Genomic DNA, 19,573 nt, shown 5'->3' on the forward strand with positions numbered 1-19,573 from the left:
AGCTCGTGGCGGACCGCGCCGGACACCCGAGGATGAACGCAGACTCCAGGACGGTGAAGGCAATGACTGACGATTCGCGGCCGATCTCGGTTGCGGAGCTGCTGGCGCGCAACGCCGCGAATGCGGCCGAGGGCGCCGCATCCGCGACCGGCAGGCGCGGGCGGCGGCATCGCGGCGGCGAGAACTCCGTCACCGTAGCCGAGCTGACCGGTGAGATCCCCGTCGTCCGGGCGGGCGGCGACGCGACCGGTGACGACGCCGACGAGAGTACCCAGGCGGGGCAGATCGCCGACGCCGCTGTCGAGCACGCCGACGATGCCGGGCACGAGGTGCCCGTCGAGGCCGCCGGGTCGCGGGCCGCGCCCGTCGAGGCGGAGCTGCTGCCGGCCGAGGAGACACCCGAGGCGTCCGAGCCCGAAGTGGTGGATGCCCAGGTGGCAGAGGCCCACGCGACCGAGACCCACGCGACAGCGACCGAGGCCGACACCGTCGAACCCGAGCCCGGCCGACCTGAGCCCGACGGGCCCGGGTCCGGCGGCCCGCAGCAGCCGCATGCCTGGTCGCAGTGGGGGACCGGCACACCCGGCATGGCGACCGCCGACTTCAGCACGGCGACGGTGCACGAGCGTGCCCAGCGCGCCCCCGACACCGCGTCGTTCAGCCTGAGCAGCGTCGCCGAGGCCCGCCGCCGCGCCGAGACGGGCGCATGGCCCGACGAGGACGCCGCGACACCGTCGGATGCGGGCCAGACAGGCGCGCAGCCCGAGCACTGGGTCGAGGAGGACGACGACTACGCGACCACCCAGCTTCAGACCCGCGACCGGGGCGAGTTCGACGTCCCCGGTCAGCACGTCGACGAGCGCGACGGGAAGAGCGGCGGCCGCTCGCGCCCCGGCTTCGGCTGGCTGGCGCTGCTCGGCGAAGTGGTCGTGGGCCTGCTGGTGGGTGCCGTGCTGTTCTTCGGCTTCTTCAAGCTGTGGGGCTGGGGCGGCGTGGCGCCGATGATCTTCACCGTGGTGCTCGCGGCGGTGGTGATCATCGCGATCGTCATGTTCACGCACCTGCTGCGCAGGACTACCGATCTGGTGACCCTGGGGCTCGCGTTGGCGGTGGGCATAGTGATCACGTTCGGACCGCTGGTGATGTACCTCTCCACCAGATCGTCGTAGCGTCCGCCATGGGCGTAGCGCCCGCGACGGGTGAGCCGACCGATGGCTGAGCAGATCACCGTCGGCCTGTCGACCGCGTCGGTGTACCCGGAGAAGGCCGAGGCCGCCTTCCACTACGCGGCCGACCTGGGCTACGACGGTGTCGAGCTGATGGTCTGGGCCGAGGCCGCGACGCAGGACGTCGGGCAGATCGCCGGGATGTCTATGCGGTACGACGTGCCGGTGCTGTCGGTGCACGCCCCGTGCCTGCTGATCAGCCAGCGGGTGTGGGGCTCGGACCCGTCCGCGAAGCTGGCGCGCGCGGTCGCCGCGGCCGAGGACCTCGACGCGTCCGCGGTGGTGGTGCACCCGCCGTTCCGCTGGCAGCGGCGCTACGCCGACAACTTCGTCGACCTGGTCGGCGAGCTGGAGGACGACACCGACATCGCGATCGCCGTCGAGAACATGTTCCCGCTGCGCTTGGACGGCTTCTTCGGCCGCACCGCCGGATCGGCCGAACGGCTGCGGCGCCGGGGTGGCGAACCGGGCCCGGCCGTCTCGGCGTTCTCGCCGTCGATCGACCCCACCGACGTGGGCTTCGCGCATTACACCCTCGACCTGTCGCACACCGCGACCGCCGGGATGGACCCACTCGCGCTCATGGACCGCATGGGTGGCGCGCTCAGTCACCTGCACCTCACCGACGGGCTGGGGGCGTCCGTGGACGAGCACCTGCTGCCCGGACGCGGGGCGCAGCCCTGCGTCGCGGTGCTGCGGCGACTCGTGGCGTCCGGTTTCGCGGGGCATGTGATCCTCGAGGTCGGCACCGGCTCGGCGAAGACCCCCGAGGAGCGCCGTGCGATGCTCGGTGAGGCCCTCGCCTTCGCGAGGGCGCACCTGCGTCCCGAGTGAGGACGCCGGGCGAGCGCTGAAGGAGGCAGGCCCGTGGCGACATTCGCCGAGCTGGTCGAGGTGACCGAGGGGGAGGGCGGGTACACCGCCACGATCGATCCGACGTGGACCGTCGGCCCCAAGGTGCACGGCGGCGCGATGCTGGCCGTGTGCGCGTCGGCCGCGCTGGCCGCCTACCGGAGCGCCGACGGTGCCTCGCCCACCGCCGCGCCCATCCTGGTGTCGGCGGACTTCCTGTCGGCACCCGACCCCGGGCCCGTCGCGTTGCGGACCACCGTCGTCAAGCGCGGCCGCACCACCTCCGCCGTCGACGTCGAGCTGATCCAGGGCGGTCGCGCCGCGGTCCGGGCGTCCGTGACCATCGCCGAGCCCGAGACCGGCGACGAGCGCTACCGCGACGACGCCTTCGTCGACTTCCTGCCGCCCGAGCCCGGCGGCGATGCCACCGCGGTGGCCGGCGACCACCCGATGGCCGGCGTGTTCCACGTCGCCGAGGTCGCCGACGTGCGCTACGACCCCACGTCGACCCCCTTCCTGCGGGGCGCTGAGGGGCTGCCGGAGACCCGTGGATGGGTGCGGCTGCGGCCCGCCGCCGACGGTGCCGGCCGCCCCGACGCCGCCGAGCTCGCCATGTTGTTCGCGCTGCTGGCCGGTGATGTGTCGATCCCCGTCGTCGCCAACCTGCAGCTGCTCGGCTGGGCGCCCACGCTGCAGCTGACTGCGAACGTGCGACGTGTGCCCGCACCGGGCTGGCTGCGGTTCCGCGCGTCCGCCTCGGTGATCGGCGAGCGCTGGTTCGAGGAGGACCATCTGGTCGTCGACTCCGCGGGGCACGTCGTGGTGAGCACACGGCAGCTGGCGATGCTGCCCACCCGCCGCCCCACCCAACGAGTAGAGGAGCAGCTATGAACATCACCCTGATCGGCGGCGGGCGGATCGCCGAGGCGCTGTTGGGCGGCCTGATAGCGGCAGGGCGCGAGGCCGGGACGCTGACGGTGGTCGAGCCGAGTTCCGAGCGGGCCGCGGCGCTCGAGAAGCGCTACGGCGTACGGGCGACGACGGTGGCGGCCGACGGCCTCGCGGGAGCCGACATCGCCGTGGTCGCGGTCAAGCCCGACGTCGTCGACGCGGTGCTGCCCGCGATCGCCGCCGCCGGTACCGGGCTGGTGGTGACGGTGGCGGCGGGCGTCCCGATCAGCCGCTACGAGGCCGTGCTGCCCGCCGGCACGGCCGTCGTGCGGGTCATGCCGAACACGGCGATGCTGGTCGGTCGGTCGATGAGCGGCGTGAGCGGCGGGAGCGCGGCGACCCCCGAGAACGTCGCACTGGTCGGGGAGTTGCTGGGCACCGTCGGCAAGGTGCTCGTGGTCCCGGAGTCGAAGCTCGACGCGGTCACCGCGTTGTCCGGTTCCGGGCCCGCCTACCTGTTCCTGGTGGCGGAGGCGATGATCGACGCGGGGGTCGACCTGGGACTCACCCGGGACCAGGCCGCGACCCTCGCCACGGAGACGATCGCGGGTGCAGGTGCACTAATGGTTGAGACTTCCAGCTCGCCTACCGAACTCCGGGCGGGAGTCACCTCGCCGGGTGGCACGACCGCCGCCGCCGTCCGGGAGTTGGAGAAAAATGGCCTCCGACCTGCATTTTATGCAGCGACCCGGGCGTGTGCCGAGCGTTCGGCCGAACTCGGCGGGCGCTGACCAGCGGGTCGATGGCCTCACTCCCGTCGCAATTTCCCCATTGGTACCGCTAAGCTGCTCGAAGCACGTGCGTGTCTGGTCCGCCGGAGGGGAAGCCGGCGGCGCGACGCGTGCCGGAGGATGTGGAGTAGATGGCACCCAGAAACCTGGATCCCGGAAACAAGAGCGCCAAGCCCGCAGAGTTGGGCGCGGTCGAGGCCGGTGGTGGTTCGTCCTTCCTGACCGTCGCGGAGGTCGCAACGCTGATGCGCGTGTCGAAGATGACCGTGTACCGGCTGGTGCACAACGGCGAGCTCCCCGCAGTGCGCGTGGGTCGCTCGTTCCGTGTGCACGAGAAGGCCGTGCACGACTACCTGCAGACCTCCTACTTCGACGCAGGCTAGCCGCCTCCACGGCGCCGGCGGCGGTGCGGCCGCTAGGAGGCGATTTCGCCCGCGCCTGACGTGCGGGTATCGTGGACTCCTGCTGCGTCGCTACGGGACGGGCCCTTGGATGGCCGGGACGGTGGCGGCGGGGCGGCTCGCAGGTCGCCCGCCGAAGCAACCGTATCCCCGTAGGACGAGAGATAGAGGAACCCATGGGTTCAGTGATCAAGAAGCGCCGCAAGCGCATGTCGAAGAAGAAGCACCGCAAGCTGCTCCGTCGCACCCGGGTGCAGCGTAGGAAACTCGGCAAGTAGCGCCGGCGCTCCCCGCCGCCGCGTCGTACGCGACCGGCGTGGATCACTGGATGTGTGGCTTCCACCGCGAGGACCCGCCCGTTTCCCGGGCGGGTCCTCGCGTGTCTGTCGGTGCCGCCCGTGGGCTCGTGCGCCTGCCTCGCTCGTCGGGCGATGTGTCGGCCGTCTGCCGTAGGGTGAGGGGATGACCGAACCGCCGACGCCCGCTCCGCCCCGCGTGGTGATGGTGACGGGTGCCTCCACCTTCCTCGGTGGCTATCTGGTGCGTCGGCTCGCGAAGCGTTCCGATATCGAGCGGGTGATAGGCGTCGACGCGGTTCCGCCCACCAAGGACATGCGCCGCCGGATGGAACCCGCGGAGTTCATCCGCGCCGACTACCGCAGCCACATCTTCGGCAAGATCATGGCGACCAACGAAGTGGACACCGTGGTGCACGCCGCCACCTCGATCATGGACAACCACTGGCCGTCCGGCGCGACGAAGGACGCGATCGTGTTCGGGTCGATGCGGGTGTTCGCCGCGTGCCAGAAGTCCGAACAGGTCAAGCGCGTCGTCATGCGCTCGTCGACCACGGTGTACGGCTCGCGCTCGCGCGGGCCGTCGCTGATGCCGGAGGACGCCGTCGACACCGGCCGGGCCGCCGGGCACGCACGCGACCTGCTCGACGCCGAGACGTACGCGCGCAGCATGGCGCGTCGGCGCTCCGACATCGCGCTCACCGTCCTTCGCACGGCGCCGATCCTCGGCCCCGACATGGAGTCGCTGATGCGGTCGCTGTTCGAACACCCGATCGTGCCCACGCTGTTCGGGCGCGACGCGCGGCTGCAGCTGCTGCACCAGGACGATGCACTCGGCGCACTCGAGCACGCGGTGTCGGGCGGCAAGGTGGGCACGTTCAACATCGCAGGTGACGGTGCCATCGCCATGTCACAGGCCGTGCGGCTCGCGGGCCGACTCCAGGTGCCGGTGATCCGCCCCGCCTTCGGGCTGACGGTGTCGGCGCTGCGCGGAAGGCCCACACTGAGCGGCCCCCAGTCGCATCTGGACTACCTGAGTTACGGGAACGCCTTCGACACCACCCGGATGCGAGACGAGTTCGGCTTCGTGCCCAAGTACACGACGCGGGCGACGATGGAAGACGTCACCCGCCGCGGGCCCGTGGAATCTACAATCAGTGTGGACTCGATAACGGCGGTGGAACAGCGGGTGGTCTCGCTGGCGAGACGGTTGGCGACGGTAGGGACCTGATGACGAAGGCAGAGACGAGCGAGCACGCGAAGGTTCTCCAGTTGCCGGTGTCGATCGACACCCAGCGCCGGACCGCGGGGCGCGAGCGTGCGCAGCAGCGGCACCCGTCGGCGCTGGCCGGTGAGCCGGTGCGGCCGCGCGGCGCCACCGTCCACGCCCTCAACCCCACCACGGTGCCGGACGTCGACACGGCAGACGCGGACTCGGCGCGCGGCTGGCGCGACCGGGCCGCCGACCAGGTCGCCGGTGGCGCGGCCTTCGTCCGGGAGCGCCTGACCGGCGACTACGACATCGACCCCTTCGGTTTCGACCCGCACCTGACCGACGCCGTGTTCCTGCCCGCGCTGCGCCCGGTCTATGACAAGTGGTTCCGCGTGGACACCTCGGGTGTCGAGCATCTTCCCGCTGAGGGCGGCGCCCTACTGGTCGCCAACCACTCGGGCGTCATCCCGCTCGACGGCCTCATGTCGGCGGTCGCGGTGCACGACAACCATCCGGAGCAGCGGCACCTGCGGCTCCTGGCCGCCGACCTGGCGTTCGAGTATCCGGTGATCGGGGAGGTCGCCCGCAAGCTGGGCGCCACCGTCGCCTGCAACGCCGACGCGGAGGCCCTGCTGACCCGCGGTGAGTTGGTGGCGGTGTGGCCGGAGGGTTTCAAGGGCATCGGCAAGCTCTACCGCGACCGGTACAAGCTGCAGCGGTTCGGCCGCGGCGGGTTCGTGACCGCCGCGATCCGCGCGCAGGTGCCGATCATCCCGGTGTCTATCGTGGGCGCCGAGGAGACGTACCCGATGCTGTACGACGTCAAGCCCGTCGCCCGGCTGCTGGGGCTGCCGTACGTGCCGGTCACGCCGTTCTTCCCGTGGTTGGGCCCGCTGGGCATGGTGCCGCTGCCGTCGAAGTGGCATATCGAATTCGGTGAGCCCATCTCGACCGAGGGCTACGAGCAGGCCGACGCCGACGATCCGATGGTGGTGTTCGAGCTCACCGACAACGTGCGCGAGACGATCCAGCAGTCGCTGTACCGCATCCTGGCGCGCCGGAAGAACATCTTCCAGGACTACTGAGTTCCCAACCTGTGCACCCATCCGTCGGTGTGCCCATCCGTCGGTGTATCTCCGCGAAGTCTCCGTGTGACCGCGAAGTCTCCGTGTGACGGCGGCGACGCATGGGTGCACAGGTCGGTTACTTGCGCAGGTACTTGATCGCCGCGGCGGTGCCGCCGGCGGCCACGCCCACGCCCAGCGCGGTCGGGACGCCGATCCGTGCGGCCTTGCGGCCCGTGCGGTAGTCGCGGATCTCCCAGCCGCGCACGCGGGCCACGTCCCGCAGGTCCGAGTCGGGGTTGATCGCGACCGCGGTGCCCACCAGCGAGAGCATCGGGACGTCGTTGTGTGAATCGCTGTAGGCGGTGCATCGCTTGAGGTTGAGCCCCTCGCGGATCGCCAGCGACCGCACCGCATGCGCCTTCCCCAACCCGTGCAGGATGTCGCCGACCAGCTTGCCGGTGAAGATCCCGTCCTCCGATTCGGCGACGGTACCCAGCGCCCCCGTCAGCCCCAGCCGCGTCGCGATGGTCTGCGCGAGTTCGACGGGGGTCGCCGTCACCAGCCACACCTGCTGACCCGCGTCGAGGTGCATCTGGGCGAGGGCGCGCGTGCCGGGCCAGATCTTGTCGGCGATCACCTCGTCGTAGATCTCCTCGCCGAGCAGCCGCAGTTCCTCGGTGGAGCGCCCGGCGATGAACGACAGGGCCTTGTCGCGGCCGGCCGACACGTCGTCCGAGTTCTCCTTGCCGGTGAGCCGGAACTTGGCCTGCATCCACATCGCGCCGGCGATGTCGGAGTAGCTGAAGTACTTGCGGGCCGCCAACCCGCGCGCGAAGTGCACGATCGACGCGCCCTGCACCATCGTGTTGTCGACGTCGAAGAATGCCGCAGCGGTGAGGTCGGGCGGAACCGTCTCGCCGTCGGCGAACTCCTCCTGTGGCCCGGCGGTCTCGAGCAGCATGGTGTGCGCTGCGTCGGCGCTCGCCTCCCCGGCCTCGCTCTGGCGCCGCTCGTCGGCACTCGGCAGCCGGCCGTTGTTCTCCCACCAGGTCGGGCCGGCCTGCGCTCGGCCCGAATCGCCCTCTGACACGGCTACCTCCCGAACGGGTCCGGCGGATGAGTACCAGTCAACCTTAGCCGCGCGTGCTCGGCACCGTCGGCGAGCGGGCGTGCGAATCGAGCCGCATGGGAGACTCGGTCGCATGGTTGGTCCCGGCTCGCCCGACGGCGATGTGCACGTCACCCTCCTCACGCGTGCGGGCTGCGCGATGTGTGAGCGCGCCCGCGCGGAGCTCACGCCGCTGTGTGCCGAGTCGGTGGTGGTGCTGGACGTCGTGGACGTGGACGCCGTCGAGGACGGGGAGCTGCGGGCCGAGTTCGGCGACCGCCTGCCGGTGGTGCTGCTGCAGGGGGAGGAGCACGCGTACTGGGAGGTCGACGTGCCCCGTCTGCGCGCGGACATCGCGAGGCTGCGGAATCGGTGACCTACATCACGTCCCGGTAGTGCGGACGGTGGCGGAGATCATGCCGCGTGCGGCCGTTTTCCGGAACCGGGTGGAACGGGAGTACGGTGCAGATACCACCGCCGTGGCAGGGGCCAGCGAGGTAAAGGAGCAGCTCAGGTGTCGGTACTGCTGTTCGGCGCGTCGCATCGCAGCGCGCCGGTATCCGTACTCGAGAAGCTCGCGATACCCGATTGCGACCGCCCCAAGGTGCTCCACGAACTGCTCGAGTCGCCCCATATCGACGAGGCGATGGTGGTCGCGACCTGCAACCGCATCGAGGTCTACGTCGTCGTAGAGGCGTTCCACCCGGCTCTCGAGGCCGTGGGCGACGTGCTGTGCCGCCGGTCCGGCCTGAGCCTCAGCGAGCTGTCGCAGCACGCCTTCGTGCGCTACTCCGAGGCCGCGGTGCACCACCTGTTCTCGGTCGCCAGCGGCCTCGATTCGATGGTCGTCGGCGAGCAACAGATCCTCGGCCAGATCCGCACCGCGTACGCGGCGTCCGACGAGCATCAGGTCGCGGGCAAGGTCATCCACGACCTCGCGCAGCGCGCGCTGCACGTCGGCAAGCGGGTGCACAGCGACACCGGCATCGATCGGGCGGGTGCCTCGGTGGTCTCCGTCGCCATCGACCGCGCCGCGAACATCCTCGACCGGCAGGGCGGCCGCATCCGCCGCGCCGTCGTGCTCGGCGCCGGTGCCATGGGTTCGCTGGCGGTCACGCACCTCGCGCGCGCCGGCGTCACCGACATCGCGATCCTCAACCGCACGGTGGAGAAGGCGGAGCGGCTCGCCGCCACGGCGCGCGAGGCGGGCGCCGACGGTGCCCGCGGCATGGGTATCGAGCGCCTCGTCGCCGAGCTCGCCGGCGCCGACATGCTGGTCACGTGTACCGGGGCGGTGGGCACCGTCGTCACCCTGGCCGACGTGCACTCCGCCCTCACCGCCCGCGCCGCCGCCACGGGCCTGGTGGTGTGCGACCTCGGCCTGCCGCGGGACGTCGATCACGCCGTCGCGGGCCTGCCGGGCGTGGCCGTCGTCGACATCGAGACCCTCGCCCGTGAGCCCGGCGCACAGGCCGCCGAGGACGACGCGCAGAAGGCGCGGGACATCGTCAAAGCCGAACTAGCCGAATATCTTTCAGCGCAGCGATCCGCCGAGGTGACGCCGACGGTGACCGCGCTGCGCCGCCGCGCCGCGGAAGTGGTGGAGGCCGAGCTGCTGCGGCTCGACTCCCGCGTTCCCGGTCTCGACGGCCAGTACCGCGACGAGGTCGCGCAGACCGTCCGGCGCGTCGTCGACAAGCTGCTGCACGCGCCGACGGTACGGGTCAAGCAGCTCGCGGCGACGCCGCAGGGCGACTCCTATGCGGAGGCCCTGCGGGAGCTGTTCGAGCTCAAGCCGGGCGCGACCGGCGCGGTGTCGACGGCGGAGGCCGCCGAGGACCCGCGTGCCTGAGAGCTCGGTCCCACTACACCAACCCCGCAACCGATCGGCGAGACGACACCGTGGCTGACAGCACCCCGAAGACCGTCCGCATCGGTACGCGCGGCTCCCTGCTCGCCACGACGCAGGCCGGCACCGTCCGCGACGCCCTGATCGCCGCCGGCCACCCGGCCGAGCTGGTGATCGTCAAGACGCCCGGCGACCTCAGTTCGGAGCCGGTCGAGAAGATCGGCGTCGGCGTGTTCACCTCCGCGCTGCGCGATGCGCTCGCCGAGGGCCACGTCGACGTGGCGGTGCACAGCTTCAAGGATCTCCCCACGGCCCCCGACGACAGGCTCGCCCTCGCGGCCGTACCGCCGCGTGTGGACGCCCGTGACGCCCTCGTCGCGCGCGACGGGATGGTGCTCGGTGAGCTGCCCGTCGGCTCGGTGATCGGCACCTCCAGCCCGCGTCGGGCCGCACAGCTTACCGCACTGGGTCTGGGTTTGGAAATCCGCCCCCTAAGGGGCAATCTTGATTCTCGGTTACGCAAAGTAGCGGACGGCGAGTTCGACGGAGTGGTGGTCGCCCTCGCCGGGCTGGTGCGGATCGGTCGACAGGACGAGGTCACCGAGGCACTGGATCCGGTGCAGATGCTGCCCGCGCCCGCCCAGGGTGCGCTCGCAGTCGAATGCCGTCGCGACGATGCCGTAACCTACCGCATCCTCTCCGGGCTGGATGATCCGGGGACGCGAGCGGCGGTCACCGCCGAACGCGCCCTGCTCGCCGAGCTGGAGGCAGGATGCACCGCGCCCGTCGGTGCGATCGCGGATGTCGTCGAGTCCTTGGACGACGACGGTCGGATCTTCGAGGAGCTGTCGCTGCGCGGCATCGCGCTGGCTGCCGACGGCTCCGACTCGGTCCGGGCCTCCACGGTCGGTCCGCTGGGTGATGCCGGCGCGCTGGGCAGCGCGCTGGCGCGGGAGTTGCTCGACCTGGGCGCACGCGATCTGATCGCCGACCGCGGGTAGGGCGGCGCTCGCACCCATCACGGCCCGGCCGCCAGCCGGGCGAAACAGGGGACAACAGAGAGCTAGCACATGAGCCGCACTGCACAGTCCGCGAACACCGCACCTCCGGGCGGTCAGCCCCGCCAGGGCAAGGCCCCCGCGAAGGGCCGCGTCGCGATGCCGGGACGCATCACCTTCATCGGCTCCGGTCCTGGCGATCCGGGGCTGCTCACCCTTCGTGCTCAGCAGACTATCGTCACCGCCCGCACGGTCTACACGGACCCGGATGTTCCGGTCGGTGTGCTCGATCTGGTAGGGACCGAGCTCGAGCCCGAGGCCGTCGCCGACGGTGCCGAGCAGGCCGTCACGAAGGACGCAGCGGCCCGGGACGACGCGGCCAGGGTCGCGGACAAGCCGAAGCCCGGCGTCAAGGGGCCTGCGCTGGTGAACCCCGCGCGGGTGATCCCCGCCCTCGGCGAGCCCGCCGAAGTCGCGAAGGCGCTCCTCACGCAGGCCCGCCACGGCTATGACGTGGTCCGGCTGGTGGCCGGCGACCCGATGGCGTCGGAGGCCGTGCTGGCCGAGGTGCAGGCCGTCTCCCGCACCCAGATCGCCTTCGAGATCGTGCCCGGCCTGTCGCCGCTCGCCGCCGTGCCGACCTACGCGGGCATGGCCCTCGGGGGCGCGCACACCCAGGCGGACGTCCGTGGTGAGGTCGACTGGGCGGCGCTCGCCGCGGCCCCCGGCCCCCTGGTGCTGAGCGCCGCCGCCGAGTACCTCGCCGACACCGCGGCCGCGCTCATCGCGCATGCGCTGCCGGCGTCGACGCCGGTCGCGATCACGTCGTCCGGCTCCACCTGTAAGCAGAAGACCGTCGAGGCCACCCTCGGGACCCTCGACGAGGCCGGTGTCGCGCTGCCCGGGCCGCTGGTCGTCACCGTCGGCAAGGTGGTCACGCACCGCACCCGGCTGTCGTGGTGGGAGTCCCGCGCGCTGTACGGCTGGACCGTTCTCGTGCCCCGGACCAAGGACCAGGCCGCCGAGATGTCCGGGCGCCTGCGGGGGCACGGCGCCATCCCGATGGAGGTGCCCACCATCGCGGTCGAGCCGCCCCGCAGCCCGGCGCAGATGGAGCGCGCCGTCAAGGGCCTGGTGGACGGCCGCTACCAGTGGGTGGTTTTCACCTCCACCAACGCGGTCCGCGCCGTGTGGGAGAAGTTCACCGAGTTCGGCCTCGACGCCCGCGCGTTCTCCGGTGTCAAGATCGCCTGCGTCGGCCAGTCGACCGCCGAGAAGGTGCGCGGCTTCGGCATCGAGCCCGAGCTGGTGCCCAGCGGCGAACAGTCGTCCCTCGGCCTGCTCGACGACTTCCCGCCGTTCGACGACGTCTTCGACCCGGTCAACCGGGTCCTGCTGCCCCGCGCCGACATCGCCACCGAGACCCTCGCCGAGGGGCTGCGCGACCGCGGCTGGGAGATCGACGACGTCACCGCATACCGCACCGTCCGGGCCGCGCCGCCGCCGGCGTCGACCCGCGAGATGATCAAGACGGGTGAGTTCGACGCGGTGTGCTTCACGTCCAGTTCCACGGTGCGCAACCTGGTCGGCATCGCCGGCAAGCCGCACACCCGGACGATCGTCGCGTGCATCGGCCCCAAGACCGCGGAGACCGCGATCGAGTTCGGCCTGCGGGTGGACGTGCAGCCGGAGACGGCCTCCGTCGAGGACCTGGTCGAGGCCCTGGCCGCGCATGCGTCGCGGCTGCGCGCCGAGGGTGCGCTCCCGCCCCCGCGCAAGAAGCCGAGGCGGTCGCGATCCTGATCACTGGTGTGGGTACTGATATGACGGCGAGCTTCCCCAACGTCCGCCCGCGCCGGCTGCGCGCCACCCCGGCGATACGGCGCCTGGTCGCCGAGACGACGGTGGCGCCGCGCCAGCTGGTGCTGCCGATGTTCGTGCGCGACAAGGTGTCCGAACCGGTGCCGATCGCGTCGATGCCGGGGGTCGTGCAGCACACCGTCGACTCCCTGCGGGCCGCGGCCGACGAGGCCGTACGCGCGGGTGTGGGCGGGGTGATGCTGTTCGGCGTGCCCGACGAGGCGGACAAGGATCCCGCGGGGACGGTGGCGTCCGAGCCCGACGGGATCCTCAACCGCGGCCTGGCCGCGCTGCGCGCAGACCTCGGCGATGCCACGGTGATCATGGCCGACACCTGCCTCGACGAGTTCACCTCGCACGGGCATTGCGGCGTGCTCACCGACTCCGGCGAGGTCGATAACGACGCGACGGTGGAGCGCTACTGCGCGATGGCGCTCGCGCAGGCCGAGGCCGGGGCGCACATGCTGGGGCCATCCGGGATGATGGACGGCCAGATCGGCGCAATCCGGTCCGCGCTCGACGGTGCCGGACGTGCCGACGTCTCCCTGCTGGCGTACACCGCGAAGTACTCCTCGGCGTTCTACGGCCCGTTCCGGGAGGCCGTCGGCTCGTCGCTCGAGGGCGACCGCCGCACGTACCAGCAGGACGCGGCCAACCGCCGCGAGGCCCGCCGCGAGCTGGAGCTGGACCTCGCAGAGGGCGCAGACCTCGTGATGGTGAAGCCGGCGATGAGCTACCTCGACGTGCTCGCCGACGTCGCCGCCGCGTCGCCGGTGCCTGTCGCCGCCTACCAGATCTCCGGCGAGTACGCGATGATCACCGCTGCCGCCCAGAACGGCTGGATCGATCGCGACGCCGCGATCGTCGAGTCGATCACCGCCATCCGCCGCGCCGGCGCGGACGTCGTGCTCACCTACTGGGCTACCGAGTTCGCGCAGCGCTTCGCCTGAGAGGCTGTACCGCGTGACGTCCACACCACCGCCGCGGCCCCTGCCGCCCGCGACCCCGCATCCCGGTGCGCCGAGTGCCCCGAAGCGGCCGCGCCCGGCCGACCTGGTGCTGTCCCTGCAGATCTGGGTGTTCGTGATCCTCGCGATGGCGATCGCCAACGGCTACGGCACGTGGACCGGCAGCAGCGACACGCGACTGCGTACCGCCTACGACGACTTCCAGACGAAGAGCGGGAAGCAGCAGTCGCTGACCCTGGACTACGCGGAGTTCCGGACGATGACGCTGGTGATCGCGATCGGCCTGATCGTGGTCGTCGTCGCGGTCGCCGCCCTGCTGCTGTTCCTGCTGTGGCGGGGTGTCGGCTGGTCGCGGGCGCTGCTCGACGTGGGCGGGGCGTTCGCCCTCGCCCAGGGCGCGATCTCGCTGGTCTCCTCGCACGACCCGTACGCCGCGGTGCCGTCGATCCTCGGGGCGGTCGCTGCGGTCGGCGCGCTGATGATGATGCACACGAAGGAGTCCACCGCGTTCCTGCAACCGAAGGGCAGGGATCGATGAGCCCCGAGACGGTGTACCGCGAGCAGGGTGTCTCGGTGTGGTGGCTGGCGGTCGCCCCGATCCTGGCCGTGATCGTGTCGGCCACCGAGATCGCCGTCGGCATCACCGTGCACTGGTGGCAGTGGACGGCGCTGGCCGTGACCATCGACCTGCTGGTGTGGCTGCAGGTGGCGGGCGGGCGCACGCACATCTCCGTCGCACTCACCCGGGACACGCTGCGGTGCGGCAACGAATCGCTGCCCGTCGACCGGATCGCCGAGATCCTCCCCGGCTACGCGCCCGACGACGTGCGCCGCACCAAGAGCGCGGCCGAGCCCGAGCGGCCCGAGTGGATGTCGGCGCGCACCCTCGGGCAACTGCCGCGCGTTCCGCGCCGTCGCTACCCCGTGGGGCTCGTCCTCGCCGACGGCGAGACCGTGCAGGCGTGGGCCAAGAACGACTACGCCCTCCGCGAGGCGCTCGCCCCGCTGCTGCCGACGCACTGATCGTCGGGTGAGGTCAGGAGGGCAGCCACGCAGGTGTGCGCGGCCCCAGCGCCCGGTGGATCCGGGCGAGCTGCCGGGGCGGCATACCGTCGGGCAGGTCGTTCGGGTCGAACCACCCCACGTCCGTGGACTCGTCGTCGGCCACGTGTGCCTCGCCCGACACGTACCGGCACAGGAACAGGATCGACAGGTACTGCGAGACGTCCCCGTTCGGGTAGGTGACCGGTGGGTCGGACTCGATCGACACCAGGTCCACGATCCGCGCCGTCACCCCGGTCTCCTCCGTGATCTCGCGCAGGATCGCATCGGCCGGCTGCTCGCCGGGCTCGAGGACCCCCGCAGGGCTGGCCCAGTGCCCGAAGTCGGAACGGCGCCCCAGCAGGATCTCCCCGGCATCGCTGACCACGACGGCCGCCACCCCGGGTAGCCACAGCAGGTCGGTCCCGATCTTGGTGCGGACGGTGCGGATGTACTCCGGTACGGGCATGGCCACAGCCTACGGGCGGGTCCGGGCCGCTGCCGGTCCCCGCGGCACGGTCTCAGATGTCCTCGAACGAGCCCCCGCGCCCGCGCCCGGACGCGAACCGGGCGGCACCCCCGACACCGTCGGCGACGAGCGAGGCCATGCCGATGGAGAACTCGCGTCGCATCGCGACGACCTCGTCGTCGCCCCACTGCGCGCGGGCCGACCGCCGGTCGCCGCGCATGCAGGTCTGCGGCATCCGGGCGATGTCGTGGGCGAGGGCGATGGCCGCCGCCCGCGCGGTGCCGCTCGGCACGACCCGGTTGACCAGGCCGATGAACAGCGCCTCCTGCGCGTCCACCGGGCGACCGGTGAGGATCAGGTCCATCGCGCGGCTGTGCCCGATCAGGCGGGGGAGCCGGACCGTTCCGCCGTCGATCAGGGGAACGCCCCAGCGGCGACAGAACACCCCGAGCGTCGCATCCTCGTCGGCGATGCGCAGGTCGCACCACAGCGCGAGCTCCAGCCCGCCCGCCACGGCGTGGCCCGAGATCGCGGCGATCACCGGCTTGTCGAGGTTCAGCCGGGTGGGGCCCATCGGGCCGTCGCCATCGGGATCCAGGACGTTCCCGCGTTCGGTGCCCACGCCCTTGAGGTCGGCGCCGGCGCAGAACGAGGGCCCGTCCCCGGCCAGCACCGCGACCTTCGCGTCCGATGCCTCGAACTCGCGGAACGCCTGCGCGAGCTCGGCGGCCATGGGCCCATCGACTGCGTTGCGCCGCTCGGGGCGGGCCAGCGTGACGACGGTCACGTCGCTGTCGGTCTCGACGCGGATGTCCTGCACGGTGGCTCCGTTTCCTCGACTGCTGTGAGTCTGGTCGCACACGCGCGACCCGCGCATACCCCTGAGGGGTATATTCGACCGGGTAGCGGGCATGATGGCACGCGAGAAGAAGGAGATGTCGGATGACTGTCGAGACCTACACGGTGACGGGCATGACCTGCGGCCACTGCGCCGCATCGGTGCGCGAGGAGATCTCGGAGATCGCGGGTGTGACCGGGGTCGACGTGAACCTCGAGACCGGTGCCGTGACCGTGACCAGCGACGCGGAGCTGGCACGGGACGCCGTCGCCGCGGCCGTGGACGAGGCCGGTTACGCCCTGGTCTGAGGAGTGCCCCGAAGTCGACGCTCCAGCGGCGCAGACCCCCGATTCGGACGGGTCTGGGCCGCTGGGCGGTCGATTTCGGGGGAGCGCTCCATCGGATGGAACACCGTCGAGCGGTAGCGTGGCCGCATGAGCGCGCCGGCGACCCGTCCTCCCGTCACCCTGTGGCCCAGTGGGGATATGCGCGGCGAGTTCGACTGGTCGGGCGCGGCGATCCCGGATCATCGCCTGCGCGCGCTCGCGCTCGGGGCGTACGTCGACCGTGGCAGCCACACCGTCGACGAGTTGCGGCGCGCCTGTCTGAGGCACGGAGACGACCCGACGGCCTGCGCCCGACGTGCCCTCGCGGATGACTGGGGCATCGGCGACGCGGTGGAGCTGCGCAAGATGGTGGCGCGGCTGCTCGACGGCATGCACAGCGCAGACTACGAGACCGTGTATCCGCTGGCGCACCGCCTCGGTGTGCAGGTGCGTGACGGCAAGCAGCCGGTCTCGCCCGACACCCTCGAGGAGCACCAGCGGTTCCTCATCATCCGCGGGGCATTGCTCGATCAGGACCCGCGGGATCTACTGCAGGCGCACGAGGCCGTGTACCGGCTGCTCGCGATGAACCTGCTGACGCACCTCACCGACAACCGCACCCTGCCGAGGCACATCCGCGCGTGGGATCTCGCCCGCGTACCGATCATCGTGCGGTGCGGTTTCACCGTGGGGATGATCGACGAGGGGGAGGCGTGGGGGATGCTCGAGGCTGCTCTGCGTCGCGCGCAGGCCGAGTACGCCGACTGGGAGATGTTCGCCGACGGCCTGCTGACGGGACGGGCCTACTGGCTCGCGCTCGACGACATCACACGCGTCGCCGGCGAGGAGAAGCGCGTCGCTGCGGAGCTGCACCAGCTGTTCGAGGCACCCACCAGCCCGTGGCGCCGGGTGACGCTGCAGGGCTGAGCCGACGGCGGGGTCAATCGGCCTCGCGGAGCGTCACGCCGAACACGGCGGCGGTCCGGCGGCCCAGCTCGTCCTCCTGGACGGTCCCCTCGGCGACCGCCCGGTGCAGCTGCGCGATCTTGTCGTACTGTGCCTCTATGTCCGCCCCGAGCGGGGGCTCGGGTGCGGGCGGCGGCGATACCGTCCGCCGGCTGCGGGCGCTGGTGACGGCCGTGAACAGCGCTGAGAACGCGTCCACGTTGCGCATCCACAGCCGGTGATAGCCGGTGCGGTCGGTGATCCGGGCCTCGACCTGCCCGTCGGCGGTGTCACCTTTGTACAGGCCGACCACGGCGCCGATCGGGATCTCGTACAGCGCGGGCGAGGGGCGCTCGGTGGCGCGGAGGATGCGTCGATCGGTGACCACCACCAACTGCCAACCCTCGTCCTTGTTGCGCCATGCGTCGAACGCGCCGAGCACCATCTCGTCGTCGGCGACCGTCTCGACGATCCAGCGGTCCGGATTCGGGAGCTGCGCGAGGTGCCGGAACCAGTGGAAAGCGGCCTTGATGTCGGGGCGCTCGCGGGTCGCGGGGCCGTACGACGCCCGCGTGGCTCGACGGTGCTCCAGCGTCACGTGCGGGATGTCGTCGGCGCCGGCGCGCTCGTCCTCCGGCTGCGCAGTGCTCGGTTGCCCGGCACCGTCGGATCCCGTCTTGTCGCGGGCCGCGAGTACCGCCGCGCGTAGGCTCTCGGCCGCCGGCGCGTCGCCGGGCGCGATGAGTAGGACGCACGGGTCGTGGGCGGCACTGACGGGGTTCGCCGCTACCTGGCCCAGAACCCGCACCTGCAGATACGCGGAGCCTACCGTGACGTCCTCGATCTCGGACAGGGCGACGGTGACGCGACTCGCGGGCCGTGTGATCACCACGGATGCGCCCTCCAGCGCCACCCTGCCCGAGGGCGTGACGAACTCGACCATGTGGGCGATGCTACCGGTGCCCTCCGACACTCCACGGCCGCTCGGCCGCCGTCGGTCGCGCACCCGGCTCGCGGGCGCGAAAGGACGCCCAGCCGCCAAGTCGCGGCCAACCGCGAGGCAGGTCGGCTGCTCTACCGTGGCCCGGTGAGCATGTACCCCGATCCCGCCGCTCCGTCCGTGCACCACGAGTGGGTCGCGGCCCCCGGCGACGCCGCGCGACTCGCCCGCGCCGCCACCCTGTCCGTCGTCCGTCGCCCGACGGTCGCGGTATGTCTGGCCATACCCGTGGTGTACGTGGTGGTGCGGGCCGTACTGCTCGGGCCCGACGCGTGGCTTGCCGCCGGAATCGCGTTCCCGGTCGTGTTCATCGGACTCCTGTACGCGCAGGCCGCCCGCGGCACGCGGGCCTCGATGGTGCCCGGCAGCCGGTGGGTGTCCGGCTTCGGGGAGCACGAGCTGATGATCGGCACACCGATCGGGCGGACCGTACTGCCGTACCGCTCGGTGAAGGGCATCCGCCGCGCCGGTCCGCTGGTGCTGGTCACCGTGGCGCCGCGTCGGCGGCTCGGATTCCCCGCTCCGCTCTTCCCACCCGCCGCCGTGGACTTCGTGCGGGCCCGGATCGCACACACGACCTAGAGAGGCAGGTCCATGAAGACGTCGGCGCGCGCGTAGTAGTCGTCCACGGGGAGGTCCGCCCGCGTGATCCGGATGAAACCCGCCTCCTCGTAGAGGTGCAGGGCGGGGCCGAGGACGTGGCTGCTGCCCAGGAACACCCGCCGAGCGCCCAGCCGCCGAGCCTCGTCGACGGCGGCCGTCACCAACCGCCGGCCGATCCCGCCGCCTTGGAAGCCGGGGCTCACGCCCATCTTCGAGAGTTCGAAGACGCGGTCGGGGTACGGGAGCAGCGCGACGCAGCCGACCGGCTCGCCGTCCGCGTGCGCGATCAGCACGGCGCCGCCGCGCTCCACGATCCGGCCCCGCGGGTCGCCGAGCAGATCGGCGTCCGCATCGGTGACGCTGAAGAGCCGCGTGAGCCACTCCTCGCCGATCCGCCGGAACGCCTCGGCATCGGCCGGCGTGCGCATCGGCCCGACGGTGACGGTGCCCGGTCGCGTGAACGAGGCGCGGGCCTCGGGGGTCGTGGGTTCGGCTGTCATACATCTGCTCCTTCGCGTTCCGGATTCGAGCCTCCCGCGCTGCGGCCGATATGTCCAATACCTCTTCGAGAGTCGATCGATATCATCAAGATATGGATCCCGGTATCGAGATACGCCACCTCCGGTACTTCGTGGCCGTTGCCGAGGAGCTGCACTTCGGGCGCGCGGCCGAGCGGCTCCGGATGGCGCAGCCGCCGCTGTCCCAGCAGATCCGCCGTCTCGAGCAGCTGGCCGGTGCCGACCTGTTCGTGCGGACCAGCCGCACCGTCGCCCTCACCGCGGCGGGCGCGGCGCTGCTGCCGCGGTGAGGGCGACGAGGCGCGGCGTATCC

At 71.7% G+C, this 19,573-nt stretch carries 23 protein-coding genes and 1 pseudogene; 19 read left to right on the forward strand and 5 right to left on the reverse strand.

Translation table 11 applies throughout. The features are described 5' to 3' along the window. Positions 1-62: 62 nt before the first annotated feature. The 8 genes from ABD908_RS02880 (at position 63) to ABD908_RS02915 (ending at position 6,755) form a co-directional block, all read left to right on the forward strand. Complete coding sequence (locus tag ABD908_RS02880) at positions 63-1,169, forward strand: hypothetical protein (protein ID WP_344990561.1); 1,107 nt, start codon at positions 63-65, stop codon at positions 1,167-1,169. 42 nt (positions 1,170-1,211) lie between these two features. Continuing rightward, positions 1,212-2,060, forward strand: coding sequence for a sugar phosphate isomerase/epimerase family protein (locus ABD908_RS02885; protein ID WP_344990563.1), 849 nt, complete (start codon positions 1,212-1,214; stop codon positions 2,058-2,060). Positions 2,061-2,093: 33 nt separating this feature from the next. After that, positions 2,094-2,969 carry a thioesterase family protein gene (locus ABD908_RS02890; protein WP_344990566.1) on the forward strand — a complete coding sequence of 292 codons (876 nt, stop codon included), beginning with the start codon at positions 2,094-2,096 and terminating at the stop codon, positions 2,967-2,969. Then, complete coding sequence (gene proC / locus ABD908_RS02895; protein ID WP_344990568.1) at positions 2,966-3,760, forward strand: pyrroline-5-carboxylate reductase; 795 nt, start codon at positions 2,966-2,968, stop codon at positions 3,758-3,760. Before ABD908_RS02890 ends, proC begins: the two co-directional genes overlap by 4 nt. Before the next feature lie 131 nt (positions 3,761-3,891). Then, a complete protein-coding gene (locus tag ABD908_RS02900) occupies positions 3,892-4,143 on the forward strand; it encodes a helix-turn-helix domain-containing protein (RefSeq protein ID WP_344990570.1) in 252 nt (83 codons plus the stop codon). Positions 4,144-4,337: 194 nt separating this feature from the next. Then, on the forward strand, positions 4,338-4,439 hold the full coding sequence (locus ABD908_RS02905) for a 30S ribosomal protein bS22 (RefSeq protein WP_003402602.1): 102 nt from the start codon (positions 4,338-4,340) through the stop codon (positions 4,437-4,439). A 184-nt stretch (positions 4,440-4,623) separates the two neighbouring features. After that, positions 4,624-5,688, forward strand: a complete 1,065-nt coding sequence (locus tag ABD908_RS02910; protein WP_344990574.1) for an NAD-dependent epimerase/dehydratase family protein — start codon at positions 4,624-4,626, stop codon at positions 5,686-5,688. Then, on the forward strand, positions 5,688-6,755 hold the full coding sequence (locus tag ABD908_RS02915; RefSeq protein ID WP_344990576.1) for a lysophospholipid acyltransferase family protein: 1,068 nt from the start codon (positions 5,688-5,690) through the stop codon (positions 6,753-6,755). Before ABD908_RS02910 ends, ABD908_RS02915 begins: the two co-directional genes overlap by 1 nt. 118 nt (positions 6,756-6,873) lie before the next feature. Here ABD908_RS02915 and ABD908_RS02920 read toward each other — a convergent pair whose 3' ends face one another. Further along, the gene (locus tag ABD908_RS02920) at positions 6,874-7,764 is read right to left on the reverse strand and encodes an HAD family hydrolase (protein ID WP_344990632.1); all 891 of its coding nucleotides are present in this window, start codon (positions 7,762-7,764) and stop codon (positions 6,874-6,876) included. A gap of 175 nt (positions 7,765-7,939) precedes the next feature. On the opposite strand from ABD908_RS02920, the gene ABD908_RS02925 reads away from it, so the two are divergent. The 7 genes from ABD908_RS02925 to ABD908_RS02955 all read left to right on the forward strand — a co-directional run bounded on the left by ABD908_RS02925 (position 7,940) and on the right by ABD908_RS02955 (position 14,543). Beyond that, complete coding sequence (locus tag ABD908_RS02925) at positions 7,940-8,221, forward strand: glutaredoxin family protein (protein ID WP_344990578.1); 282 nt, start codon at positions 7,940-7,942, stop codon at positions 8,219-8,221. A 138-nt stretch (positions 8,222-8,359) separates the two neighbouring features. Then, positions 8,360-9,697 (forward strand): glutamyl-tRNA reductase, encoded by a 1,338-nt coding sequence (locus ABD908_RS02930; RefSeq protein WP_344990581.1) that lies wholly within the window; start codon positions 8,360-8,362, stop codon positions 9,695-9,697. Between the two features lie 50 nt (positions 9,698-9,747). Continuing rightward, positions 9,748-10,695 carry a hydroxymethylbilane synthase gene (gene hemC / locus ABD908_RS02935; RefSeq protein WP_344990583.1) on the forward strand — a complete coding sequence of 316 codons (948 nt, stop codon included), beginning with the start codon at positions 9,748-9,750 and terminating at the stop codon, positions 10,693-10,695. A 156-nt stretch (positions 10,696-10,851) separates the two neighbouring features. Then, positions 10,852-12,495: a bifunctional uroporphyrinogen-III C-methyltransferase/uroporphyrinogen-III synthase gene (locus ABD908_RS02940; protein WP_344990634.1), complete on the forward strand. Its 1,644-nt coding sequence runs from the start codon at positions 10,852-10,854 to the stop codon at positions 12,493-12,495. A 20-nt stretch (positions 12,496-12,515) separates the two neighbouring features. Then, the gene (gene hemB / locus ABD908_RS02945) at positions 12,516-13,502 is read left to right on the forward strand and encodes a porphobilinogen synthase (RefSeq protein ID WP_344990586.1); all 987 of its coding nucleotides are present in this window, start codon (positions 12,516-12,518) and stop codon (positions 13,500-13,502) included. A gap of 13 nt (positions 13,503-13,515) precedes the next feature. Continuing rightward, positions 13,516-14,058 carry a hypothetical protein gene (locus ABD908_RS02950; protein ID WP_344990589.1) on the forward strand — a complete coding sequence of 181 codons (543 nt, stop codon included), beginning with the start codon at positions 13,516-13,518 and terminating at the stop codon, positions 14,056-14,058. Then, positions 14,055-14,543: a DUF3093 family protein gene (locus ABD908_RS02955; protein ID WP_344990592.1), complete on the forward strand. Its 489-nt coding sequence runs from the start codon at positions 14,055-14,057 to the stop codon at positions 14,541-14,543. Before ABD908_RS02950 ends, ABD908_RS02955 begins: the two co-directional genes overlap by 4 nt. Before the next feature lie 13 nt (positions 14,544-14,556). Here ABD908_RS02955 and ABD908_RS02960 read toward each other — a convergent pair whose 3' ends face one another. Continuing rightward, positions 14,557-15,030: an NUDIX hydrolase gene (locus ABD908_RS02960; protein ID WP_344990594.1), complete on the reverse strand. Its 474-nt coding sequence runs from the start codon at positions 15,028-15,030 to the stop codon at positions 14,557-14,559. Between the two features lie 52 nt (positions 15,031-15,082). Then, positions 15,083-15,850, reverse strand: coding sequence for a crotonase/enoyl-CoA hydratase family protein (locus tag ABD908_RS02965; RefSeq protein WP_344990596.1), 768 nt, complete (start codon positions 15,848-15,850; stop codon positions 15,083-15,085). A 122-nt stretch (positions 15,851-15,972) separates the two neighbouring features. On the opposite strand from ABD908_RS02965, the gene ABD908_RS02970 reads away from it, so the two are divergent. Both ABD908_RS02970 and ABD908_RS02975 read left to right on the forward strand, forming a co-directional pair. Next, entirely contained in the window at positions 15,973-16,176 is a 204-nt protein-coding gene (locus ABD908_RS02970; protein ID WP_344990599.1) for a heavy-metal-associated domain-containing protein, read from the forward strand. Positions 16,177-16,302: 126 nt separating this feature from the next. Next, a complete protein-coding gene (locus ABD908_RS02975) occupies positions 16,303-17,121 on the forward strand; it encodes a DUF1266 domain-containing protein (protein ID WP_344990602.1) in 819 nt (272 codons plus the stop codon). A 13-nt stretch (positions 17,122-17,134) separates the two neighbouring features. Here the strand turns inward: ABD908_RS02975 and ABD908_RS02980 are convergent, their stop codons facing one another. Further along, positions 17,135-18,082, reverse strand: coding sequence for a hypothetical protein (locus ABD908_RS02980; protein ID WP_344990605.1), 948 nt, complete (start codon positions 18,080-18,082; stop codon positions 17,135-17,137). A gap of 144 nt (positions 18,083-18,226) precedes the next feature. On the opposite strand from ABD908_RS02980, the gene ABD908_RS02985 reads away from it, so the two are divergent. Next, on the forward strand, positions 18,227-18,721 hold the full coding sequence (locus ABD908_RS02985) for a hypothetical protein (protein WP_344990608.1): 495 nt from the start codon (positions 18,227-18,229) through the stop codon (positions 18,719-18,721). Here the strand turns inward: ABD908_RS02985 and ABD908_RS02990 are convergent. After that, positions 18,718-19,242 carry a GNAT family N-acetyltransferase gene (locus ABD908_RS02990; RefSeq protein ID WP_344990611.1) on the reverse strand — a complete coding sequence of 175 codons (525 nt, stop codon included), beginning with the start codon at positions 19,240-19,242 and terminating at the stop codon, positions 18,718-18,720. The genes ABD908_RS02985 and ABD908_RS02990 overlap by 4 nt on opposite strands. A gap of 104 nt (positions 19,243-19,346) precedes the next feature. Between ABD908_RS02990 and ABD908_RS02995 the strand changes: the two are divergent. After that, positions 19,347-19,547: pseudogene (locus ABD908_RS02995) on the forward strand (LysR family transcriptional regulator); the annotation flags it as partial. Between the last annotated feature and the right edge of the window lie 26 nt (positions 19,548-19,573).

Source organism: Tsukamurella soli, from assembly GCF_039541155.1.
GTDB classification, from domain to species: Bacteria; Actinomycetota; Actinomycetes; order Mycobacteriales; family Mycobacteriaceae; genus Tsukamurella; species Tsukamurella soli.

Coding starts and splice junctions, on each gene's coding strand:
- ABD908_RS02960 (WP_344990594.1), bottom strand. CDS start 15,030: ATGCCCGTACCGGAGTACATCCGCACCGTCCGCACCAAGATCGGGACC.
- ABD908_RS02970 (WP_344990599.1), top strand. CDS start 15,973: ATGACTGTCGAGACCTACACGGTGACGGGCATGACCTGCGGCCACTGC.
- ABD908_RS02915 (WP_344990576.1), top strand. CDS start 5,688: ATGACGAAGGCAGAGACGAGCGAGCACGCGAAGGTTCTCCAGTTGCCG.
- proC (WP_344990568.1), top strand. CDS start 2,966: ATGAACATCACCCTGATCGGCGGCGGGCGGATCGCCGAGGCGCTGTTG.
- hemB (WP_344990586.1), top strand. CDS start 12,516: ATGACGGCGAGCTTCCCCAACGTCCGCCCGCGCCGGCTGCGCGCCACC.
- ABD908_RS02955 (WP_344990592.1), top strand. CDS start 14,055: ATGAGCCCCGAGACGGTGTACCGCGAGCAGGGTGTCTCGGTGTGGTGG.
- ABD908_RS02990 (WP_344990611.1), bottom strand. CDS start 19,242: ATGACAGCCGAACCCACGACCCCCGAGGCCCGCGCCTCGTTCACGCGA.
- ABD908_RS02885 (WP_344990563.1), top strand. CDS start 1,212: ATGGCTGAGCAGATCACCGTCGGCCTGTCGACCGCGTCGGTGTACCCG.
- ABD908_RS02905 (WP_003402602.1), top strand. CDS start 4,338: ATGGGTTCAGTGATCAAGAAGCGCCGCAAGCGCATGTCGAAGAAGAAG.
- ABD908_RS02940 (WP_344990634.1), top strand. CDS start 10,852: ATGCCGGGACGCATCACCTTCATCGGCTCCGGTCCTGGCGATCCGGGG.
- ABD908_RS02925 (WP_344990578.1), top strand. CDS start 7,940: ATGGTTGGTCCCGGCTCGCCCGACGGCGATGTGCACGTCACCCTCCTC.
- ABD908_RS02900 (WP_344990570.1), top strand. CDS start 3,892: ATGGCACCCAGAAACCTGGATCCCGGAAACAAGAGCGCCAAGCCCGCA.
- ABD908_RS02880 (WP_344990561.1), top strand. CDS start 63: ATGACTGACGATTCGCGGCCGATCTCGGTTGCGGAGCTGCTGGCGCGC.
- ABD908_RS02975 (WP_344990602.1), top strand. CDS start 16,303: ATGAGCGCGCCGGCGACCCGTCCTCCCGTCACCCTGTGGCCCAGTGGG.
- ABD908_RS02980 (WP_344990605.1), bottom strand. CDS start 18,082: ATGGTCGAGTTCGTCACGCCCTCGGGCAGGGTGGCGCTGGAGGGCGCA.
- ABD908_RS02910 (WP_344990574.1), top strand. CDS start 4,624: ATGACCGAACCGCCGACGCCCGCTCCGCCCCGCGTGGTGATGGTGACG.